General features: G+C 56.0%; 11 protein-coding genes, 2 tRNA genes and 3 rRNA genes. 9 read left to right on the top strand and 7 right to left on the bottom strand.

What is annotated here, in order from left to right:
* The first annotated feature begins 983 nt into the window (after nt 1-983).
* The 5 genes from CAL20_RS18285 (at nt 984) to rrf (ending at nt 6344) form a co-directional block, all read left to right on the top strand.
* A 16S ribosomal RNA gene (locus CAL20_RS18285) occupies nt 984-2514 on the top strand.
* Nucleotides 2515-2656: 142 nt separating this feature from the next.
* Nucleotides 2657-2733 (top strand) — tRNA-Ile (locus CAL20_RS18280).
* A 57-nt stretch (nt 2734-2790) separates the two neighbouring features.
* A tRNA-Ala gene (locus CAL20_RS18275) sits at nt 2791-2866 on the top strand.
* Between the two features lie 287 nt (nt 2867-3153).
* Nucleotides 3154-6039, top strand: a 23S ribosomal RNA gene (locus CAL20_RS18270).
* Between the two features lie 192 nt (nt 6040-6231).
* Nucleotides 6232-6344 (top strand): 5S ribosomal RNA (rrf, locus tag CAL20_RS18265).
* Together the 16S, 23S and 5S rRNA genes with 2 tRNA genes alongside form the textbook arrangement of a ribosomal RNA operon.
* Nucleotides 6345-6525: 181 nt before the next feature.
* Here rrf and CAL20_RS18260 read toward each other — a convergent pair.
* Nucleotides 6526-7470 (bottom strand): LysR family transcriptional regulator, encoded by a 945-nt coding sequence (locus CAL20_RS18260; RefSeq protein WP_179266698.1) that lies wholly within the window; start codon nt 7468-7470, stop codon nt 6526-6528.
* 110 nt (nt 7471-7580) lie between these two features.
* Here CAL20_RS18260 and CAL20_RS18255 point away from each other — a divergent pair, with 110 nt between their 5' ends.
* Both CAL20_RS18255 and CAL20_RS18250 read left to right on the top strand, forming a co-directional pair.
* Complete coding sequence (locus CAL20_RS18255; protein ID WP_094838577.1) at nt 7581-8558, top strand: Bug family tripartite tricarboxylate transporter substrate binding protein; 978 nt, start codon at nt 7581-7583, stop codon at nt 8556-8558.
* Between the two features lie 31 nt (nt 8559-8589).
* A complete protein-coding gene (locus CAL20_RS18250) occupies nt 8590-9597 on the top strand; it encodes a 4-hydroxythreonine-4-phosphate dehydrogenase PdxA (protein ID WP_254924183.1) in 1008 nt (335 codons plus the stop codon).
* 65 nt (nt 9598-9662) lie between these two features.
* On the opposite strand, the gene CAL20_RS18245 is transcribed toward CAL20_RS18250, so the two are convergent.
* From CAL20_RS18245 to CAL20_RS18220, 6 genes are read right to left on the bottom strand one after another with little or no spacing between them, the layout of a single operon-like run.
* Nucleotides 9663-11780: an acetate--CoA ligase family protein gene (locus tag CAL20_RS18245; protein ID WP_094838576.1), complete on the bottom strand. Its 2118-nt coding sequence runs from the start codon at nt 11778-11780 to the stop codon at nt 9663-9665.
* On the bottom strand, nt 11780-12922 hold the full coding sequence (locus CAL20_RS18240) for an acyl-CoA dehydrogenase family protein (RefSeq protein ID WP_094838575.1): 1143 nt from the start codon (nt 12920-12922) through the stop codon (nt 11780-11782). Before CAL20_RS18240 ends, CAL20_RS18245 begins: the two co-directional genes overlap by 1 nt.
* Before the next feature lie 3 nt (nt 12923-12925).
* Entirely contained in the window at nt 12926-14137 is a 1212-nt protein-coding gene (locus CAL20_RS18235; RefSeq protein WP_094838574.1) for an acyl-CoA dehydrogenase family protein, read from the bottom strand.
* 1 nt (nt 14138) lies between these two features.
* On the bottom strand, nt 14139-14915 hold the full coding sequence (locus tag CAL20_RS18230) for an enoyl-CoA hydratase/isomerase family protein (protein ID WP_094822324.1): 777 nt from the start codon (nt 14913-14915) through the stop codon (nt 14139-14141).
* Nucleotides 14916-14965: 50 nt separating this feature from the next.
* The gene (locus CAL20_RS18225) at nt 14966-15931 is read right to left on the bottom strand and encodes a Bug family tripartite tricarboxylate transporter substrate binding protein (RefSeq protein ID WP_094822323.1); all 966 of its coding nucleotides are present in this window, start codon (nt 15929-15931) and stop codon (nt 14966-14968) included.
* A 37-nt stretch (nt 15932-15968) separates the two neighbouring features.
* A complete protein-coding gene (locus CAL20_RS18220; protein ID WP_094822322.1) occupies nt 15969-16949 on the bottom strand; it encodes a Bug family tripartite tricarboxylate transporter substrate binding protein in 981 nt (326 codons plus the stop codon).
* 381 nt (nt 16950-17330) lie between these two features.
* Between CAL20_RS18220 and CAL20_RS18215 the strand changes: the two genes are divergently transcribed.
* Nucleotides 17331-18620, top strand: coding sequence for an ankyrin repeat domain-containing protein (locus tag CAL20_RS18215; protein ID WP_094838573.1), 1290 nt, complete (start codon nt 17331-17333; stop codon nt 18618-18620).
* A gap of 267 nt (nt 18621-18887) precedes the next feature.
* Nucleotides 18888-19523 carry a TetR/AcrR family transcriptional regulator gene (locus CAL20_RS18210; RefSeq protein ID WP_094822320.1) on the top strand — a complete coding sequence of 212 codons (636 nt, stop codon included), beginning with the start codon at nt 18888-18890 and terminating at the stop codon, nt 19521-19523.
* The last annotated feature ends 56 nt before the right edge of the window (nt 19524-19579 follow it).

Raw genomic sequence — 19579 nt, 5'->3', positions numbered from 1 at the left:
CTCTGCGGCGGCGCCGCGCACGAACCGCGCCGCTGGGCTTTGGGCGGCCTGGTGGCAAGCCTTTCTCACTCGCCGCGCTAGAAAACAAACGGTTGTTGCCCTGAGCGAACTGGGCAATGACGTGTTACGCGACATCGGCGTACCGGAGTCGCTACTGGGCGAAGCCGAGGCCACGCGTCGATTGGAGGAGAATCGTCGGGCTTTCTGGCTATGGTCTTGATACGGAGCGCGGCAGGCCGGGAGTATCGATACGGTCCTGCTGCCGTTCCTTCTCTTTAATCTATACATAGAGGCTCCTATATATAACAAGGGCTTGAATGATCCTGTCTCCTGTCGACGGAGTGATTGAGCCCGTTAATTCGTCCGATTTGCGTCACGCAAATGTCATGTGCTATAGTCTCGCTCCTTCGCTGCTTGAACACGAACTCAGACGAAACGCAGTTTCAGACGAGACGGATTCGGGCGGTGAGGCCGAAGTGGTAACGCAGTAAATTCCCGCGACGATGATTATTTGAGATCTAGTTGCACCGAATTTAAAAAGTGTGTTAATATTTCGGGCTCGGCAGTTGGTGAGGTTAGGGTTAACCCTGATATCCCGAATGACCGAGGCAGCAGCCGGGGCGACCTGGCAGTTGTGAGGTGATGAAGAGTGCAGATCGAAACGAAAACGAATCGATTTGACAGCGTGAAAAAAAGCCTTCATAATCTCGTTTCTCTGCTGCTGACACAGTGGCAGATGCGAAGCGAAAGCGACGCGATGCAGTATATGCAGTGCCTGCTCTTTAACAACGAAACAACCGATAAGTGTGGGCGCTTGGTAGCGCAGCACGAGTGGCTCCGATTCGTCGGGGTGCTCGGAAGCTAAACAAAATCAAGCGCACACATTTGAAGTGAAGTACCTTGAATGTCAAAGATATTCATAGAACCTCACTTCCTTTGAGTGAAGTGCCTCGTGAGAACGGGGTGCGAATTAAACAGAGATTGAACTGAAGAGTTTGATCCTGGCTCAGATTGAACGCTAGCGGGATGCTTTACACATGCAAGTCGAACGGCAGCGCGGACTTCGGTCTGGCGGCGAGTGGCGAACGGGTGAGTAATGTATCGGAACGTGCCCAGTAGCGGGGGATAACTACGCGAAAGCGTAGCTAATACCGCATACGCCCTACGGGGGAAAGCGGGGGACCTTCGGGCCTCGCACTATTGGAGCGGCCGATATCGGATTAGCTAGTTGGTGGGGTAAAGGCCTACCAAGGCGACGATCCGTAGCTGGTTTGAGAGGACGACCAGCCACACTGGGACTGAGACACGGCCCAGACTCCTACGGGAGGCAGCAGTGGGGAATTTTGGACAATGGGGGCAACCCTGATCCAGCCATCCCGCGTGTGCGATGAAGGCCTTCGGGTTGTAAAGCACTTTTGGCAGGAAAGAAACGGTCTTGGATAATACCTGAGGCAACTGACGGTACCTGCAGAATAAGCACCGGCTAACTACGTGCCAGCAGCCGCGGTAATACGTAGGGTGCAAGCGTTAATCGGAATTACTGGGCGTAAAGCGTGCGCAGGCGGTTCGGAAAGAAAGATGTGAAATCCCAGAGCTTAACTTTGGAACTGCATTTTTAACTACCGGGCTAGAGTGTGTCAGAGGGAGGTGGAATTCCGCGTGTAGCAGTGAAATGCGTAGAGATGCGGAGGAACACCGATGGCGAAGGCAGCCTCCTGGGATAACACTGACGCTCATGCACGAAAGCGTGGGGAGCAAACAGGATTAGATACCCTGGTAGTCCACGCCCTAAACGATGTCAACTAGCTGTTGGGGCCTTCGGGCCTTGGTAGCGCAGCTAACGCGTGAAGTTGACCGCCTGGGGAGTACGGTCGCAAGATTAAAACTCAAAGGAATTGACGGGGACCCGCACAAGCGGTGGATGATGTGGATTAATTCGATGCAACGCGAAAAACCTTACCTACCCTTGACATGTCTGGAATGCCGAAGAGATTTGGCAGTGCTCGCAAGAGAACTGGAACACAGGTGCTGCATGGCTGTCGTCAGCTCGTGTCGTGAGATGTTGGGTTAAGTCCCGCAACGAGCGCAACCCTTGTCATTAGTTGCTACGAAAGGGCACTCTAATGAGACTGCCGGTGACAAACCGGAGGAAGGTGGGGATGACGTCAAGTCCTCATGGCCCTTATGGGTAGGGCTTCACACGTCATACAATGGTCGGGACAGAGGGTTGCCAAGCCGCGAGGTGGAGCTAATCTCATAAACCCGATCGTAGTCCGGATCGCAGTCTGCAACTCGACTGCGTGAAGTCGGAATCGCTAGTAATCGCGGATCAGCATGTCGCGGTGAATACGTTCCCGGGTCTTGTACACACCGCCCGTCACACCATGGGAGTGGGTTTTACCAGAAGTAGTTAGCCTAACCGCAAGGGGGGCGATTACCACGGTAGGATTCATGACTGGGGTGAAGTCGTAACAAGGTAGCCGTATCGGAAGGTGCGGCTGGATCACCTCCTTTAAGAGCGAGCTGTGGCTATTAAGCGTCCACGCTTATCGGTTGTTTGTGAGATGTATAGCTGGGATCGGTGAGCAGTCGGCAGTCGAGAGGGGATACCTCCCTGTGGTCTGCGGATTCTGGGCTGACTGATCCGAAGAAATTTGGGTCTGTAGCTCAGTCGGTTAGAGCACCGTCTTGATAAGGCGGGGGTCGTTGGTTCGAATCCAACCAGACCCACCAGGTTTTACTGTGTGCGGCGCGAGGGTAGAGATGCCTGAGTGAAGCGGATAGGAAAATGGGGGTGTAGCTCAGCTGGGAGAGCGCCTGCTTTGCAAGCAGGATGTCATCGGTTCGATCCCGTTCACCTCCACCATTACTCTGGTGTGGTTGTAGAGTTCAACACATAGTGCTGCGAGTCAGTGTTATGTGTTGGGTTTTGCTCAACAAGGTTATACATTCGTTCTTTAACAATTAGGAAGAAGCACAACGAAAGCGTTTATGAAGTAGTCGACGAGAGTTGATGAAACGTAAATGCGGGTTGTGATTGCATTAAGATTTAGTTCTAGTTCTCAAGATGGATCGAGAGATCTGTCGCTTTGAAACTTATGAACGGCACAAACGCGAAACATATCAGCGTCCTATAAGACTCTAGTGTTATAGGATCAAGCGACTAAGTGCACATGGTGGATGCCTTGGCGATCACAGGCGATGAAGGACGTGGTAGCCTGCGAAAAGCTGCGGGGAGCTGGCAAACAAGCTTTGATCCGCAGATGTCCGAATGGGGAAACCCACTGCAGCGATGCAGTATTCCTGGCTGAATACATAGGCCAGCGAAGGCGAACCGGGTGAACTGAAACATCTCAGTAGCTCGAGGAAAAGACATCAACCGAGATTCCGAAAGTAGTGGCGAGCGAAATCGGAGTAGCCTTTACGATTTAGCAGTACAGATAATCGAACGGAATGGAAAGTCCGGCCGTAGCAGGTGATAGCCCTGTAGATGAAATCTGGATTGTGGAACTAAGCGTAAGAGAAGTAGGGCGGGACACGTGAAATCCTGTCTGAAGATGGGGGGACCATCCTCCAAGGCTAAATACTCGTGATCGACCGATAGTGAACCAGTACCGTGAGGGAAAGGCGAAAAGAACCCCGGAAGGGGAGTGAAATAGATCCTGAAACCGTGTGCATACAAACAGTCGGAGCCTCTTAATGGGGTGACGGCGTACCTTTTGTATAATGGGTCAGCGACTTACATTCAGTGGCGAGCTTAACCGAATAGGGAAGGCGTAGCGAAAGCGAGTCCGAATAGGGCGAATTAGTCGCTGGGTGTAGACCCGAAACCAGATGATCTACCCATGGCCAGGTTGAAGGCACGGTAACACGTGCTGGAGGACCGAACCCACTAATGTTGAAAAATTAGGGGATGAGCTGTGGATAGGGGTGAAAGGCTAAACAAATCTGGAAATAGCTGGTTCTCTCCGAAAACTATTTAGGTAGTGCCTCAAGTATTACTGCAGGGGGTAGAGCACTGTTATGGCTAGGGGGTCATGGCGACTTACCAAACCATGGCAAACTCCGAATACCTGCAAGTACAGCTTGGGAGACAGAGCACCGGGTGCTAACGTCCGGACTCAAGAGGGAAACAACCCAGACCGCCAGCTAAGGTCCCAAATTATTGCTAAGTGGGAAACGAAGTGGGAAGGCATAGACAGTCAGGAGGTTGGCTTAGAAGCAGCCACCCTTTAAAGAAAGCGTAATAGCTCACTGATCGAGTCGTCCTGCGCGGAAGATGTAACGGGGCTAAGCAATAAACCGAAGCTGCGGGTGTGTACCGTTGGTACACGCGGTAGGAGAGCGTTCTGTAAGCCTGCGAAGGTGGCTTGTAAAGGCTGCTGGAGGTATCAGAAGTGCGAATGCTGACATGAGTAGCGATAAAGGGGGTGAAAAGCCCCCTCGCCGTAAGTCCAAGGTTTCCTGCGCAACGTTCATCGGCGCAGGGTGAGTCGGCCCCTAAGGCGAGGCAGAGATGCGTAGCTGATGGGAAGCTGGTTAATATTCCAGCACCGTCGTACAGTGCGATGGGGGGACGGATCGCGGAAGGTCATCAGGGTGTTGGAAGTCCCTGTTGCTACATTAGAGAAGGCGCTTTAGGCAAATCCGGGCGCGAAATTCAAGGGTGTGGCACGAGGTCCCATGTGGACCGAAGTGATTGGAAGTGGTTCCAAGAAAAGCCTCTAAGCTTCAGCTGTACGAGACCGTACCGCAAACCGACACAGGTGGACGGGATGAATATTCCAAGGCGCTTGAGAGAACTCAGGAGAAGGAACTCGGCAAATTGATACCGTAACTTCGGGAGAAGGTATGCCCCGGTAGGGTGATGCGCCTGCGCGCAGAGCTCGAAGGGGCCGCAGAGAATCGGTGGCTGCGACTGTTTATTAAAAACACAGCACTCTGCCAAGACGAAAGTCGACGTATAGGGTGTGACGCCTGCCCGGTGCCGGAAGGTTAAGTGATGGGGTGCAAGCTCTTGATCGAAGCCCCGGTAAACGGCGGCCGTAACTATAACGGTCCTAAGGTAGCGAAATTCCTTGTCGGGTAAGTTCCGACCTGCACGAATGGCGTAACGATGGCCACACTGTCTCCTCCTGAGACTCAGCGAAGTTGAAGTGTTTGTGATGATGCAATCTCCCCGCGGCTAGACGGAAAGACCCCATGAACCTTTACTGTAGCTTTGCATTGGACTGTGAACCGGCCTGTGTAGGATAGGTGGGAGGCGCTGAAACCGAGTCGCTAGATTCGGTGGAGCCGACCTTGAAATACCACCCTGGTTTGTTTGCGGTTCTAACCTTGGTCCGTTATCCGGATCGGGGACAGTGCATGGTAGGCAGTTTGACTGGGGCGGTCTCCTCCCAAAGTGTAACGGAGGAGTTCGAAGGTACGCTAGGTACGGTCGGAAATCGTGCTGATAGTGCAATGGCATAAGCGTGCTTGACTGTGAGACTGACAAGTCGAACAGGTGCGAAAGCAGGACATAGTGATCCGGTGGTTCTGAATGGAAGGGCCATCGCTCAACGGATAAAAGGTACTCTGGGGATAACAGGCTGATACCGCCCAAGAGTTCATATCGACGGCGGTGTTTGGCACCTCGATGTCGGCTCATCTCATCCTGGGGCTGTAGCCGGTCCCAAGGGTATGGCTGTTCGCCATTTAAAGAGGTACGTGAGCTGGGTTTAAAACGTCGTGAGACAGTTTGGTCCCTATCTGCCGTGGGCGTTGGATACTTGACGGAGCCTGCTCCTAGTACGAGAGGACCGGAGTGGACGTACCTCTGGTGTACCGGTTGTCATGCCAATGGCATTGCCGGGTAGCTAAGTACGGAAGAGATAACCGCTGAAGGCATCTAAGCGGGAAACTCGTCTGAAGATTAGGTATCCCGGGGACTAGATCCCCCTGAAGGGTCGTTCGAGACCAGAACGTTGATAGGTCGGGTGTGGAAGCGCAGTAATGCGTTGAGCTAACCGATACTAATTGCCCGTGCGGCTTGATCCTATAACTCTGTGGGTTTTATGACCTGATATGAGACCGTAGCGACAAGTGCCGTTTATATAGAAAGAATTCGTCAAACATAACCCCCTGTTGCTCGCCGATCGGTGCACCCGCTGCACCTGACTCGCGCAACACGTCGTGCTTCTTCCAAATTGGGGCTCGTAGACTCATCCTCTACCAGCCCAACCCCTTACGCCTGACGACCATAGCAAGGTGGTCCCACTCCTTCCCATCCCGAACAGGACAGTGAAACGCCTTTGCGCCGATGATAGTGAACATTCGTTTGTGAAAGTAGGTCATCGTCAGGCTCTTATCCCGCAAAACCCCTCCAGCATACGCTGCGAGGGGTTTTGTCTTTGCGCGGCCAAAAAGTAATTCCTTCGTCCCGCCTCTTCAATATCTCCGCGAGGCTCAGCAGTATTTGCCCGATGCTGACGGGTCAGTGCAGGATCAAGTTGAATTTTGTCGCTGAACTGGCGGCGCTTGAATCTAGGGAAGGCTGCCCTCTTGGGCCAACGCTCTGACCATCGGAGCGAAATGGGCTGCGGCCGCGCTCAAAGGGCGCCCTGTCACGGTAATCAGGCTGATGGCCGGCAAGCGCATTGGCGTATTGAGAGGGACTGTGCACAATCCGGCATACCGTCCATAGTGCCTGGCCAGCGAGGTTGGCATGACAGCCACCATGTCGGAGATCTGCAGCAAGGCCGTCGTCAACACCGTAGATGATGTCTCGGTGATATTGAGCTTGCGCGTGATTCCGGCTTCGCGTAGCGCAGCGTCTAGGCGGGTGCGCTGAGGTGCACCGGGTGGCTGCATGATCCAGGCGGCGGAGATCAATTCCGTGAGCGAGACACTGCTCTGTTGAAGCAAGGGATGTCCTTGACGGACGACCAGCACCTGGGTGTCTTCGGATAATGGACTGACGTCATAGCTGCCAGCCACATGTTCCTCCGTAAGACGCCCCAACACGAGGTCGACTTCGCCGCGTGCCAGGAGATGCACGATAACGTTGCTGGTGTCCTCGATGACACTGACCTGCACATTGGGGTGCCGGCGTTTGTATTCGATCAGGGCAGGGGCTACGAGCGAAGGGACGGCGCCGGGCACACTGCCGATACGTAAGTGACCCTTTAGTCCTGAGGCCAGGGCCGCCAGCTCCTCACGCATGAGCCCAAAATCGCTGAATAGCGTACGTACATAACGCACGACGACTTCGCCGGCTGTCGTGGGCAGCATACCGCGCGGGCTTCGCTGAAATAGTCTGACGCCGAGCGTTTCCTCTGCCTGTTGCAGCAGTTTGGTGGCTGCTGGCTGGCTGATGTTGAGCGCGGCCGCGGCACGGCCAAGGTTGCGTTCGACATCCAGCAGACGAATCAACAGCAATTGGCGGGTGCGCAAGCGTAGCAGCAGTTGGGCATCGGTGAAATCTGTCATGCTCAACATCATATATAAAAATATATGAATGGCTGCCAAAAAAGGATTGGATTGGGAATAGTTCTGCTTGTTATCGTGCCCAGCATACCAATTACGATATCGAGACAAACATGAATGCCTTTTCCCGCGCTGCGATGGCATGCGCTGCCGTCGTGTCAATGTGGTCCTGTCATGTTGTTGCCGCCGCAGAAAACTATCCTTCTCAGCCTGTGCGGATCCTGGTCGGCTCTCCTCCTGGCGGCGGCACTGATATTCTGGCCCGCCTGCTGGCCGAGCGATTTAGCAAGGATTTTGATCAGTCGGTGGTTGTGGAGAATCGTCCCGGCGCGTCCAACACCATCGCCGCCGACATTGCGGCACGTGCAGAGAAAGACGGGCTGACGCTGCTGTTGGCTACCACCACGGCGCAAGCCATTGCGCCGCATATTCTCAAGCTGAAATATGACCCGCTACGCGACTTGCAGCCTATAGGCCTGGTCGCCGTTATGCCGAGCGTGCTGGTGGTGTCGGCCAGCTCGCCCTATAAAAAAGTCGATGATCTGTTGCAGGTCATGCGTAAGCAGCCGCAGCCTTTCCGCTATGGTTCGTCCGGCGTGGGCAGCACCCAGCATGTGAGTGGTGTGGCCTTTGCGGCAGCGACTGGCTTACGTCTTGATCACGTGCCCTATAAGGGCAGCGCCCAGGCCCAGATCGATCTGATAGGCGGACAGATCGAGATGATATTCGACAGTTCATCCTCGGCCATGCCTCAGATCCGATCTGGCAAACTGCGTCCGCTGGCCGTCAGCGCGCAGAGTCGATCGGCCGAGTTGCCTGATGTTCCGACCTTGGAAGAGCAGGGCGTCAAAGGCGCCGATGTGAGCATATGGTATGCGCTCTATACGACGGCAGGCACACCGGATCCTATTGTCCAGAAACTGAGTCAGGAGCTGCAGACCGTTCTGCAGACGCCCCAGGCGCGTGAGCGCATTGCCGCCCTGGGAGGCGAAATCCGTTCGATGAGTGTCGAGCAGTTTGCCCAGTTCAATAAAGAAGAATTCGACCGCTATGGCAAGCTCGTCGCCAATGCGGGCCTAAAAGCGCAATAACCGTAAAGCCCTAACTATGTCTGCAAATTCTATGTCTGCTGTTCCGCCTCTCGCTGTACTACTCGGCGATCCCGCCGGTGTCGGGCCTGAAATGGCCGCCCGTTTGTTATCTGACCCTGACAACCTGAATCGCTTTCCACTGTTTATCGTCGGGGATGCGTGCGTCTGGGAGGACGCCCAACGTGTAGCGGGTGTTCGTATCGATACCAGGATATCCCGTGATATCAAAGACATCCGTCCGGTGTCAGGCGAAGTTGCATTGCTGGAGATTGACGCTCTGGGTGGTCGGTTGCCCGAGCGCGGCCAGTCGAGCGAGCTCGCCGGCAGGGCCGCCTTTCTGGCGTTGGAGCGCGCCATTGATCTGGTGTCGGCAGGTCACGCATCGGGCATTCTGTTTGCTCCGTTGAACAAACATTCTCTGAAATTGGGCGGACTGGAGGCTGAAGACGAGTTGCGTCATATGCAAGAGCGTTTTGGCGTGTCTGATTTCGTCTGCGAATTCAACATCACCGATGATTTGTGGACCTCGCGTGTCACGTCCCATGTACCGCTGCGTGAGGTGGCCGATCATCTCAGCACCGAAGGTGTGATTGAAGCGATCAATCTTATCGATGATGCACTGCGCCGTAGTGGCCTATCCGAGCCGCGTATCGCCGTGTGCGGGTTGAATCCGCATGCCGGCGACGGCGGTTCTATCGGGCGAGAGGAGATCGATCTCATTGCGCCCGCCGTTCGAGAGGCGGCAGCTCGCGGCGTGGCCGCATCAGGCCCTTATCCCTCTGATACCGTGTTCATCCGCGCGCGGCGAGGCGATTTTGATGCCGTGGTTTGCATGTATCACGATCAGGGGCAAATCGCCATGAAGCTCATGGGCTTTGACCATGGCGTCACGTTACATGGCGGCCTGCCTGTACCGGTGGCGACTTCTGCCAGCGGCAGTGCTTTTGATATCGCGGGCAAAGGCATCGCCAACGTGCAGGGCTTGCAGCGCGCCTTCGATTTGTGTGTGCGTATGGCGGGCGCGCCGCAAGTTGGGTAACAGCGCCTACGGGGAGGTGCTGATTCACCGTCCCCCGGCATGTTGCCCGCAGCACGAACAGCTGCTCACGCTGGCGCGGCATTTTTGAGCGTGATCAATGCATCGAGGCAAACGGCGCCGTCTTGTCTCGCAATGAAGGGGTTGATATCTACGCCCGATAGGACTGCGCGCCAGTCGTGCGCCAAATGCGATAGCGCAACCAACGCGTCGACCAGCTTAGAAACATCGAGTGCTGGTTTGCCGCGCCATCCATTGAGTAGTTTGAACGCCTGCACAGACTGGATCAACGCGAGCGCGCGCGCTGGCGTGAGCGGTGCACTGGCAAAGGCGACGTCCTTGAATAGTTCTACCGATACGCCACCCAGGCCAAACATCACCATGGGTCCGAACCAGGGATCTACATGCACTCCCAGTATGGTTTCGGTGCCGCCTTTGCTCATCGGAGAAATCAGCACGCCGGATATATGTGGGTTGCCCGGCACGCTTGCGGCGCGCTGTTGCAGCGTGGCATAGGCGTCTCGAACCGCCTGCTCGTCAGGCAAGTCCAGCAGGACGCCACCCATTTCGGTTTTATGCAGAATATCCGGCGATACGATTTTCGCGACAACAGGAAAGCCGATCGTGTTGGCGGCCTGCACGGCTTGTTCGGCAGTCGTGCATAGCGTTTCGCGCAGCATTGGCAAACCGTATTGTGCGAGGATATGTTTTGCTTGCGCTTCATCCAGTTGCGTGCCGACAGCAGGGGCAGCAACGATGGGGGTACGATCCGTGGTTTCCTGATGGCGGACCAGATGGCGCCGCCGTTCCACCAACGCGACCAACCCTCCTAATGCGGCCATGGCACGCCCGGGATCTGCAAAGATAACCAAATGACGGGCTTCTATTTCTGCGCGCATTTTTTCGCTATGGGGTCCGACCAGCACGATGAGCTTGTCTGGATAGTCGCGGCGCAGTTTTCCTAGCGATTCCAGCATGTCGGGAAAACGGCGTTCGTCGCAGGGAATCTGTGCCAGATAAACACACAGAATGGACCAATCGGTGTCTTGCAGAAGCATCTCGGCCAGCCCCGGGATGCCTTGCTTGACTGCGCCGACTTGCGCTGTGGTGTCCAATGGATTGTCGCCGATCGCGAACGGAACGAGCCCGTGTATACGGTTTTGTAATGCTGGCGGAATAGACGGAATATCAATGCCATGGCGTTCGGCATCGTCAGTCATGAGTACGCCGATGCCGCCCGAGACGGTCAGAATGCCGGCCTGCGCGTTGGCGGGCAGAGGCAGATGGGTACACAGGTAGGCGATATCCAGCATTTGTTCGATGGTGTTCGCCCTATATGCGCCGCACTCGCGTATGACGGCATCAAAGATGCGGTCGTTACCTGCGACCGCGCCCGTGTGAGTGGCTGCCGCGAGCTGTCCGCGCGAGGAGGTTCCCACCTTCATCAAGATGACCGGCTTGTTGGCGGCGGCGGCCTTTAACAAGGCTTGGCGCAGCATGTCGCCGTCTCTGCATCCTTCGATCGCAGCGCAGATGATGTGCGTGGCGGGATCGGAGGCGAGAAAATCGATGCACTGAGCAACGTCCACATCCGCCTCGTTGCCCGTGGCGACAATGCGCGAGATACCCAGGTTTCGCTGGATAGCTTGCGCGTAGGCGCACGAGCCGAATGCACCGCTTTGCGTCGCAAAGCTGATGCCGCCGGGTCGAGGCGAGAGGGCCTCCAGAGCCGTGGAAAACGTGGCATAAAAGCGGTTGCTGGTGCTGACGATGCCCAGGCAGTTGGGGCCTAGCAGTCGCACGCCGTGTCTAGCTGCCAAGGCAACCAGCGCATCCTGCAACACTTGTCCGGCGGGGCCGTCTTCGGCAAAGCCCGAACTGAGGATTTGTACGTGACGTATTCCTTTCTCGATGCAAGCCTGCAGCGCGTCGTGGGCGCCCGTCGCAGGAACGATGATCACGGCGTGATCTATCGGATCGGGAACATCGTTCAGCGAGGGATAGGCTTTCAGGCCCTGGACCGTGTCGTAGCGCGGATTGATCGGGAATATTTTCCCTTCATAGCCAGCCTCGCGCAGGAACCGAATCGGCCGACCGCCGAGTTTATCGGGATCCGATGAGGCGCCAATGATGGCGACGGATGTCGGGTCAAAGAAACATTGCAAAGGATGTGCTATCGCAGTCATCAGTCGCCTCGCGAAACCTGGGCATTCACCGCATGGGAAAAAGAGGTGTGTCCACCACACTGCAGACGATTGATTTTCTGCTGGTAAGTCAGGGGGTCACCATAGCGTAATGCGTTGGCTAATAGCCGAGTCGCTAATTGTGCAGCGGGCATCTCGAGAGTCATGCCCATACCGCCGTGCAGCTGGATAACCGTTTCTGCAAATCGAATGGCTTCCTGCCCTATATACAGGCCCAGCAGATCAAGTGCTGACGTATCATCGCCGTCCGCTTGAGATTGTTCCAGGGTTCTCAGGGTAGCTTGCAGCAGGCTACGGCAAAGTTCGTACGTGACGTATAGCCGAGCGACGTCATGGCGCAGCGCCTGGAAATCGGCGAGCGCGTGGCCGAACTGTTTGCGTTCCAGCAAATACGAAATGGTGCGGCTCAAGGCGCTGCCCATGCTGCATACCGAGTCGGTGGCCGTGGCTGCAGCAGCAATACGCCACCCCGCGTGGATGGACTGCACGGCAGCTAGGCCGGTGGCGAGAATATCATCGTCACGCACGGGAAACTCATCCAGATGAAAGATGGCAATCTGACGGTCATCCATTGTGCGATAGATGGTCTTGCTGCACGTCAGGCGTTCTGTGGCAACGCTAATCAAAATGGCTTTATCGTCGATGGCATCTCGGCCGATCAACAGGACATGGGTGCAATCATCCGTCAGCTCGATACCGGTGGTGGTTCCCGATAGTTGCCAGCCTTGCTTGCCTCTGCTTGCCGATAACGGCGGGGTCGGATCGCCGGGATGGAGCGGTCCTCCCGATTCGACAATGTATACGCCTTCGGCGATACCGGTTTGCAATGTCTGTACGGAAGGCTGTTTGGGCAGTGCATTCAATATGGCAGGTATCACGCCGCATCGCGTCACGACGGGAAGGTTGACTGCATGTGTTGCGAGGCCCTCGATGATCGCCGCCAAGTCTTGAAAGTCGCCGCCGGCGCCTCCTTGTGCCTCCGGCACGAGTACAGCGTTCCATCCCATTTCACAGATGAGAGCGGCAGCGGGGTGAACGTCAGAATGGTTGGCCGCGTCCTGTGCGACGCGGGCAGCACTTTCCGATAACAGTCCCGGGAACAAAGTGTTCGGTTCAAACGGCATGTCTCATGCTCCAAACAACGATTTTGCGATGACGTTCAGTTGGATCTCTGTCGTTCCTCCCGCGATCGTTTTCGACCTTGAAAACAGGTAGTTCTGTACCCATAGCCCATCGCTTGTCGATGTGTCGTCATGACGCACGAGCTGCTGTGCACCGACGGGTCCAGCGACGAGCAATGCGATTTTCGTCAATGATTGCGCAATGGCGCTGCATGCCTGTTTCAATGCGGAAGGTTTGGCGCCTAACGGTTCGCGGCGCGTCATGGCATCAATCGCCGAGGCCAACATTTCCCGCGCGCCTTTGATTTGTGCCGCCAGCATGGCCATTTGATGCTCGAGCGAGGAAAAGTCGCGCAAAGGCTGGCTAGCCTGATGTTCTGCCAGCAGGCGCGCCACGCGTCGCCATTGCCGTATCAATTGCGAAACACTGGCGGGCGGCAGACGCTCGCGCTCCAGCAGATATTTGGCGCAAGACCATCCTTGGCCTTCTGTGCCGAGAAGCCTGTCCGCCGGCACTCTGACATTGTCCAGAAAGGTTTCGTTGACATGGTGCCAGCCGTCTATCGTGCGTATCGGCCGTACGGTGATGCCCGGCGTATTCATGTCGATCAGGAAAAGCGAAATGCCTTCTTGTTTTTTAGCCTCGCGCGATGTGCGGGCCAGTAGGTAAATACGATCCGCTTCGTGGGCATGCGAGGTCCAGATTTTTTGGCCATTGATGACATAGTGATCGCCGTCACGCACCGCCGGTGTGCTCAAGGAGGCGAGATCCGAGCCCGAGCCAGGTTCGGAATAACCTTGGCACCACCAGTCGGTGGTATCCAGAATGCGCGGCAGGAAATATGACTTCTGCGCCTCGGTGCCGAACTGCATGATGACTGGACCAATGTGGCCCAGGCCGTGGTGATACAGCGGCGGGCAATCCTGGTCGGCCATGACTTCTTCAAAAATCATGCGCTGACGCAGGCTCCAGCCCGTACCGCCATACTCGAGCGGCCAGTTTGGCGCCGCCCAGCCGCGCTGATACAGGATCGCTTGCCATTTGCTGTAGACAGGACGCGTGATTTTTTCGCCGGACGCGACGGCTTGCCGGATGTCGTCAGGGCAGTGCGTTTGGGCGAATTGGCGTAACTCGGCACGAAACGCGGCGTCCTGATCACTCTCGCGATGGCCATCCGACAAGAGCGAGAAATACCGGGAATTCAGCTCTGCTGGCATATTAACGGCCCTTATAGACGGGCGTGCGCTTTTCCAGGAACGCGCGCTGGGCTTCGTTGGCGTCTTCGGTTTTCGAGAGCGCGACGGTGATGTTCTGCTCGAAGCGATAGCCTTCCCGTGGCGGCATGGAGGAGGTAACTTGCGAGGCCTCTTTGGCATAACGCAAGGCGATTGGCGCTTTGCTGGCGATTTCGTGCGCAAGCTCCATGACGTAAGGCATGAGCTCTTCCGGAGGTAAGCTCGCTTCGATTAACCCCAAACGATAGAGCTCGTCAGCCGAGACTTTCATGCCGGTAAAGAACATGCGGCGAGCGCGCGATTTGCCGAATACGCGCTGCAGCAGCGCAGTGCCTCCGGCCAGCCCCACGTTGATTTCCGGCATGGATACGTAGGCATTGTTCGACGCAACCCAGATGTCGCACGAGGTCATCAGGCCAAAGCCCGCGCCCAGTGCAGGACCATTGACGGCGGCAATCACGGGCTTGTTGCATTCTTGTATCGCCAGCGACGATTCACGCACGAGGCGGTTGTGCCGCCAGTAGGCACCTGGCCCTTTTTGTTTGATCGCCGGCCTCTCCGATACGTCTGCACCGGCGGAGAAAACGGCAGTCTTGCTGGCCAAGACGACGCAGCGGACATCATCATCATCGTTGAAGCTATCGAAGACCTCGACGATTTCCGCACGCATTTGCGCATTCTGTGCATTGACGGGCGGGCGGTTCAAGTACACGATGGCGACATGGCCGTCGCGTTCGACTTCCAGGCATTCATAGGTCATGCTTTACTCCTCGTTCAGGGTCAGTACGGCATTCGTGTTGCTGGCAGGCTTTATTGCAAGCGCAGGTCGGCGCTCGTCTTGGCGAGTTTTTGCAGACGTTCCGATTCATAGTTCAGGAAATCGGAAAACTGTTCAGGCGACCCGGCGGATAACAGCAGGCCCGTTTTGTCGATGGCGGCTTTCACGGTGGGGTCTTCTACGGCGCGGCGCAGGTCGGCATTGAGCTTGTCGACGATGGCGTCGGGCGTGTTCTTAGGAACGAGAAAGCCGAACCAACTGCCAAATACCAGATCCACACCCAGTTCCCGGAATGTGGGTACGCCGGGAGCAAAGGGATGCGGTTTTTCGCTCGCAATGGCAATAGCCCGCAGCTTGCCTGCCCGGACATTTGGCATGGCCGACGGGCCATCGAATATGCCGTCGACTTCCCCTGCAAAGACGTCATTCATTGCAGGCGAGGTGCCGCGATAAGGCACGTGCGTAATCTGCACTCCCTCTTCACGGGCCCACAATTCAGCGGCAATGTGCGGACTGGAGGCGATGCCCGATGAGGCCAGCCGCAAGTTCCCGGGAGACTTTTTGGCCTTGGCGACGACGTCATCCAGCGTATGCAGATCACCGCGTGCAGATACGACGAGCATGTTGCGGCTGTTGCCTAAGAGCATGACGGGACGAAATGCATCCTTGTCATACGAGAGATCTGTGCGCAGGATGGGATTGGACGTGTACGCGTAACTGGTCAAAAGGATAGTGTTGCCGTCAGGCTCGGCGCGTGCGACAGCCGAGGTACCTATCATGGTGCCGCCGCCGGCTTCGTTCTTGACGATGACAGGGACTTTCCATTGGCGTCCCAGATAGTCTGCAATGACGCGGCCATAGACGTCTGTCACGCCGCCGGGCGCATAGGGGACGACGATCGTGACAGGTTGATGGGGGTATTCCTGAGCCGCCGCGGCGGTTGTCGTGATTGCAGATGCGCTGATGAGAGCGGCGCACAGGTGCAGCAGTTTTTTCATTCATTGTCTCCGTCCAGCTTGAAAAAAGGGGCAGCGCTTATTCGATTTTTATGTGGGCGCTTTCGATGAGGGCTTTCCATTTCTTGCTTTCCGAACGGACCAGTGCATCCATCTGTTCGGGGGTGCTGCCTTGCGGGGTTGTGCCTGCTGCGATCAGGCTCGCACGCAACTTGGGGTCCTGTAGTGCCTGGTTCAACGTGGCGTTGAGTTTTCTGATGATGGCCTCAGGCGTACGGGCAGGCGCTGTGATGTAGTTGACCGGATAGGCCTCGAAACCGTGCAGTGTTTCAGCAATGGCCGCAATGTCGGGCGCTGTGGGATTGCGTGTCGATGTCGACACGCCCAACGCACGTACGGCGCCGGATCGGATATCCGGCAGATAGACGCTGAGAGTGTCTATTGTCATCGGCACCTGTCCGCTCAGGACGTCGGTGCGTGCTGGCCCTGTGCCTCGGTAAGGAACGTGAAAAATATCGATGCCAGCTTCTTTTTTAAAGAGCTCTCCAGCCAGATGGCTGCTGGAGCCGATCCCCGAGCTGGCGAACCCGAGCTTGCCGGGATGAGCGCGGGCATAGTCGATCAACGTTTGCACATCATGTACCGGCAGATTTTTCGAAACCACCAGGACGTTTGCGCCTTCAGTGACTTTACCGATAGAGACGAGATCATCGAAAGGGCGATACGGCAATTGCTTTAACAGATAGGGTGCCGTCATTTGCTGCCCCGGCGTGGTGTAAAGCAAGGTGTAGCCATCCGCAGCCGCCTGTGCTACGTAGCTCGCGCCCAGAGTGCCTCCCGCCCCTGGCTTGTTTTCAATCACGATGGTCTGACCCAGGGCTTTGGACCAGGGCTCGGCGATTTGGCGAGCGTTGTTGTCGGCGCCGCCTCCAGGCGCAAAAGGGACAATCAAATGGATCGGGCGCTGCGGAAAAGCGTCTGCTGCCTGGGCCTGTGGCAGGGCCGTGAATACTGCAAGCATCAACCACAAAGTCAGCGTAACGCGGACATTGCTATTCATGTTGTCTCCACCTATCTGCTTGTTTTATTTGAGAAAACTGGTGCTTCAGGCGTGTGCTGCTTGGTATTTCTTGAACTGACCGACCGGTCGGTCAGTTCACGCATGATAGATCGTTTCCCGAGAAATACAAGTCATTGAATCCCTAATACGCCTGTACGGGGCGCATAGCGTGCACTACGTCTCGCCCTGCGTCGGAACACCGACCTTTGCTTCGGCGATATAGGACGCCTGAAAATCCTTGATTGGAACGATTTTTATGCGGGATGCGACATAAGGGGGGGTTGATGTCGATTTGCCCTTAGGTACTCGCTTCAACCTGACGCTCGGAAGCATGCTTTCCGGCGTCTCTCTTTTTTCCATTTTCTTTCTGCGAGCTACTTCATGGAAATCGATCTAAGCCGCCTTGTCTCGGAGCCTTCTGCAACGGGGCTCCATAACGTTTCGGGTGAATCAACCGGAAGAATTCCCAACGATGACTTTTTTTCAGCCGTGGTCAACGGGAGTAACGAAGAGGTCGCTGGTATGTTTCAGCGAGGCGGAGTCGAGCTCACCGCGATAAACGACGCTCACGGGCAAACGCCCCTTCATATGGCGATCGCCATGGGGCACAACGAGATCGCGAAGACGATACTGGCTCACTGCGGCGACGATCCACAAGTGCTGGATGCTTCCGACAGACAAGGATATACGCCGCTAATGCGGGCCGCCGCATTGGAAAATGTGGATCTGATGCAAGCCTTGGTCAAAGCGGGAGCGAGCCGGCCCAATCGTAAGGACGTGAGGGACGAGCTTTCCTCTATGGAAAAGCAAGCGATCAAAATGTCGGCAGTGTTGATCGAGGCGAAAGGGGATCTCAATGCTGCGTTGGAAATCGCTGTTAGCGAGAACATGAACAATGCCGCAATATTGTTCGCCAACAAGGGAGCCGATCCAGCGTCACTTTTGCAGCGTGTCGCGGAGCAGGCCGGCACGGGCCATACGCATGACGCGGCACTTGCCTCACGTGCTGGCAACGCGGTGCTGTTGCTGAGCAATATATTGCGTCAGGATAGGTTTAGCGGCCAAGGCGCGCTTGAGGCCGTCCTGGACAGTGTAGTGAGATCAGGGAACGTGAGGGCAGTGAAAACCGTGCTGATAGGCGATCCCGACGAGACACCTCTTTTCAAGCATTACGCCGAATCGAACGAGCTAACGGAAGTGACCACTTTGCTGAAGGCTGGCGCTATTGCGGACGATGCGCTATGGGATCTAGCCGAGGACGAAACGCTGACAAATCCAGAAAAGGAAATGAGGCTGCGCGTGCTCATTACGGCGGAGAAAAATCTGAAGGCGGAGGCAGATGCAGCGGGCAGCGTCACGCCTTCGTATCGCTCAGCGAGTATAGCGGGCCTCGCAGATACAGCTATGGAACGTGCAGTATCGGAAATGTACGACCAGGGGAAAACGAACGAAGCAAGGCTGTTGATTCAAGCCGGAGCACCTGGGGGCCATCTGCTGATGGACCGTTGCCAGAAAGGCGATTTTCGAGCCGTAAAATCAATCCTTCACCTCGGCGCTGATTTCATCACCACGATGAATGAGCTGATGGCGCAGCGGCGGCAGAGCGATGCGAATGTCTTGGCTCTCGCGCTGAGTGCCGTCCGGGATGAAAAAATCGCCGCACGAAAATAAGGCTCTTTACCGTAACTGATGAGTTCGCCCTCGCCGATAAGAAGCGCGTGAGGGCAACTTCAGCAGGTCGTATGCGGGGGGGCGGGCGCTGGTTAATGGTGGACCTGCAGCGTCGGAATGAGGATTCCCCTCAATCAATAAACGCGCGTCAGCCGAGTTGACCGACCAGTCGGTTCGTTAGAATATGATGGATCGTTTCCTCCGAAATTCAAGTCTTTGAATTCCCGTACCATCAGCTTGGTGTATTTCAGGACAGATCCCTCAGCCATGACCACACGTGAGCCAGAACGTAATAATCAGATCATTGACGTGGCCCGCCGGTTGTTTGCCCGCCACGGTTATCGTGGCACATCGTTGAACATGATCGCGGCCGAGGTAGGAGTATCGAAGTCGGCGCTATATCACCATTTTCCGGACAAGGAAACGCTATACCGAAGCCTGGTCGCCAGCGGCATGCAGGTGCTGTTCGAGTACGTGCGTGACCGTATGCCGCCTGCGGAAAGCGGCCCGGTGGAGCGCTTGTACGGTTTTATGAGAGCGTCAATTGAGTACTACGAGCAGTTTCATGATAGCTGGGTATCCGGCTCGCAACTCTTTTGGTCTGCCGAGAATGACGAAACGCGCGCTATGGTGCTCAAATGGCGCGATGCTTATGAAGAGCTGTTGAAGGCGTCGATTCGGGATGGCATTGCCGCGGGCGAGTTCCGTCCCGGTACGGATGTCAGCCTGGCCAGCAAATTTCTGCTGTCGTCGTTGAATCAATTGTCCCGCTGGTATCGCCCAGACGGCGAAAAGACGGCGACAGAGATCATGGACTGTTTTGTGGGGATGTTTTTGCAGGGAATAGCACAGCGGTCGGCGGCGGACGATCTCCCGTACGACAACGCCCCCGCCCCGCTTTGAACTGCCCCGAGAGGTTGTACATCGATCCAACCTTTGTGGTGCTGTCCGTTTCGTGG

Origin of the sequence: Bordetella genomosp. 4 (genome assembly GCF_002261185.1) — a bacterium.
GTDB lineage: Bacteria > Pseudomonadota > Gammaproteobacteria > Burkholderiales > Burkholderiaceae_B > Bordetella_A.
Note: the sequence above shows the minus strand (reverse complement) of the source record. Positions and strands in the feature narration are given on the sequence as shown.

Excerpts from the sequence above, each read along its gene's own strand:
- CAL20_RS18260 (WP_179266698.1), bottom strand. The coding sequence starts at position 7,470 with ATGACAGATTTCACCGATGCCCAACTGCTGCTACGCTTGCGCACCCGC.
- CAL20_RS18255 (WP_094838577.1), top strand. The coding sequence starts at position 7,581 with ATGAATGCCTTTTCCCGCGCTGCGATGGCATGCGCTGCCGTCGTGTCA.
- CAL20_RS18250 (WP_254924183.1), top strand. The coding sequence starts at position 8,590 with ATGTCTGCTGTTCCGCCTCTCGCTGTACTACTCGGCGATCCCGCCGGT.
- CAL20_RS18245 (WP_094838576.1), bottom strand. The coding sequence starts at position 11,780 with ATGACTGCGATAGCACATCCTTTGCAATGTTTCTTTGACCCGACATCC.
- CAL20_RS18240 (WP_094838575.1), bottom strand. The coding sequence starts at position 12,922 with ATGCCGTTTGAACCGAACACTTTGTTCCCGGGACTGTTATCGGAAAGT.
- CAL20_RS18235 (WP_094838574.1), bottom strand. The coding sequence starts at position 14,137 with ATGCCAGCAGAGCTGAATTCCCGGTATTTCTCGCTCTTGTCGGATGGC.
- CAL20_RS18230 (WP_094822324.1), bottom strand. The coding sequence starts at position 14,915 with ATGACCTATGAATGCCTGGAAGTCGAACGCGACGGCCATGTCGCCATC.
- CAL20_RS18225 (WP_094822323.1), bottom strand. The coding sequence starts at position 15,931 with ATGAAAAAACTGCTGCACCTGTGCGCCGCTCTCATCAGCGCATCTGCA.
- CAL20_RS18220 (WP_094822322.1), bottom strand. The coding sequence starts at position 16,949 with ATGAATAGCAATGTCCGCGTTACGCTGACTTTGTGGTTGATGCTTGCA.
- CAL20_RS18215 (WP_094838573.1), top strand. The coding sequence starts at position 17,331 with ATGGAAATCGATCTAAGCCGCCTTGTCTCGGAGCCTTCTGCAACGGGG.
- CAL20_RS18210 (WP_094822320.1), top strand. The coding sequence starts at position 18,888 with ATGACCACACGTGAGCCAGAACGTAATAATCAGATCATTGACGTGGCC.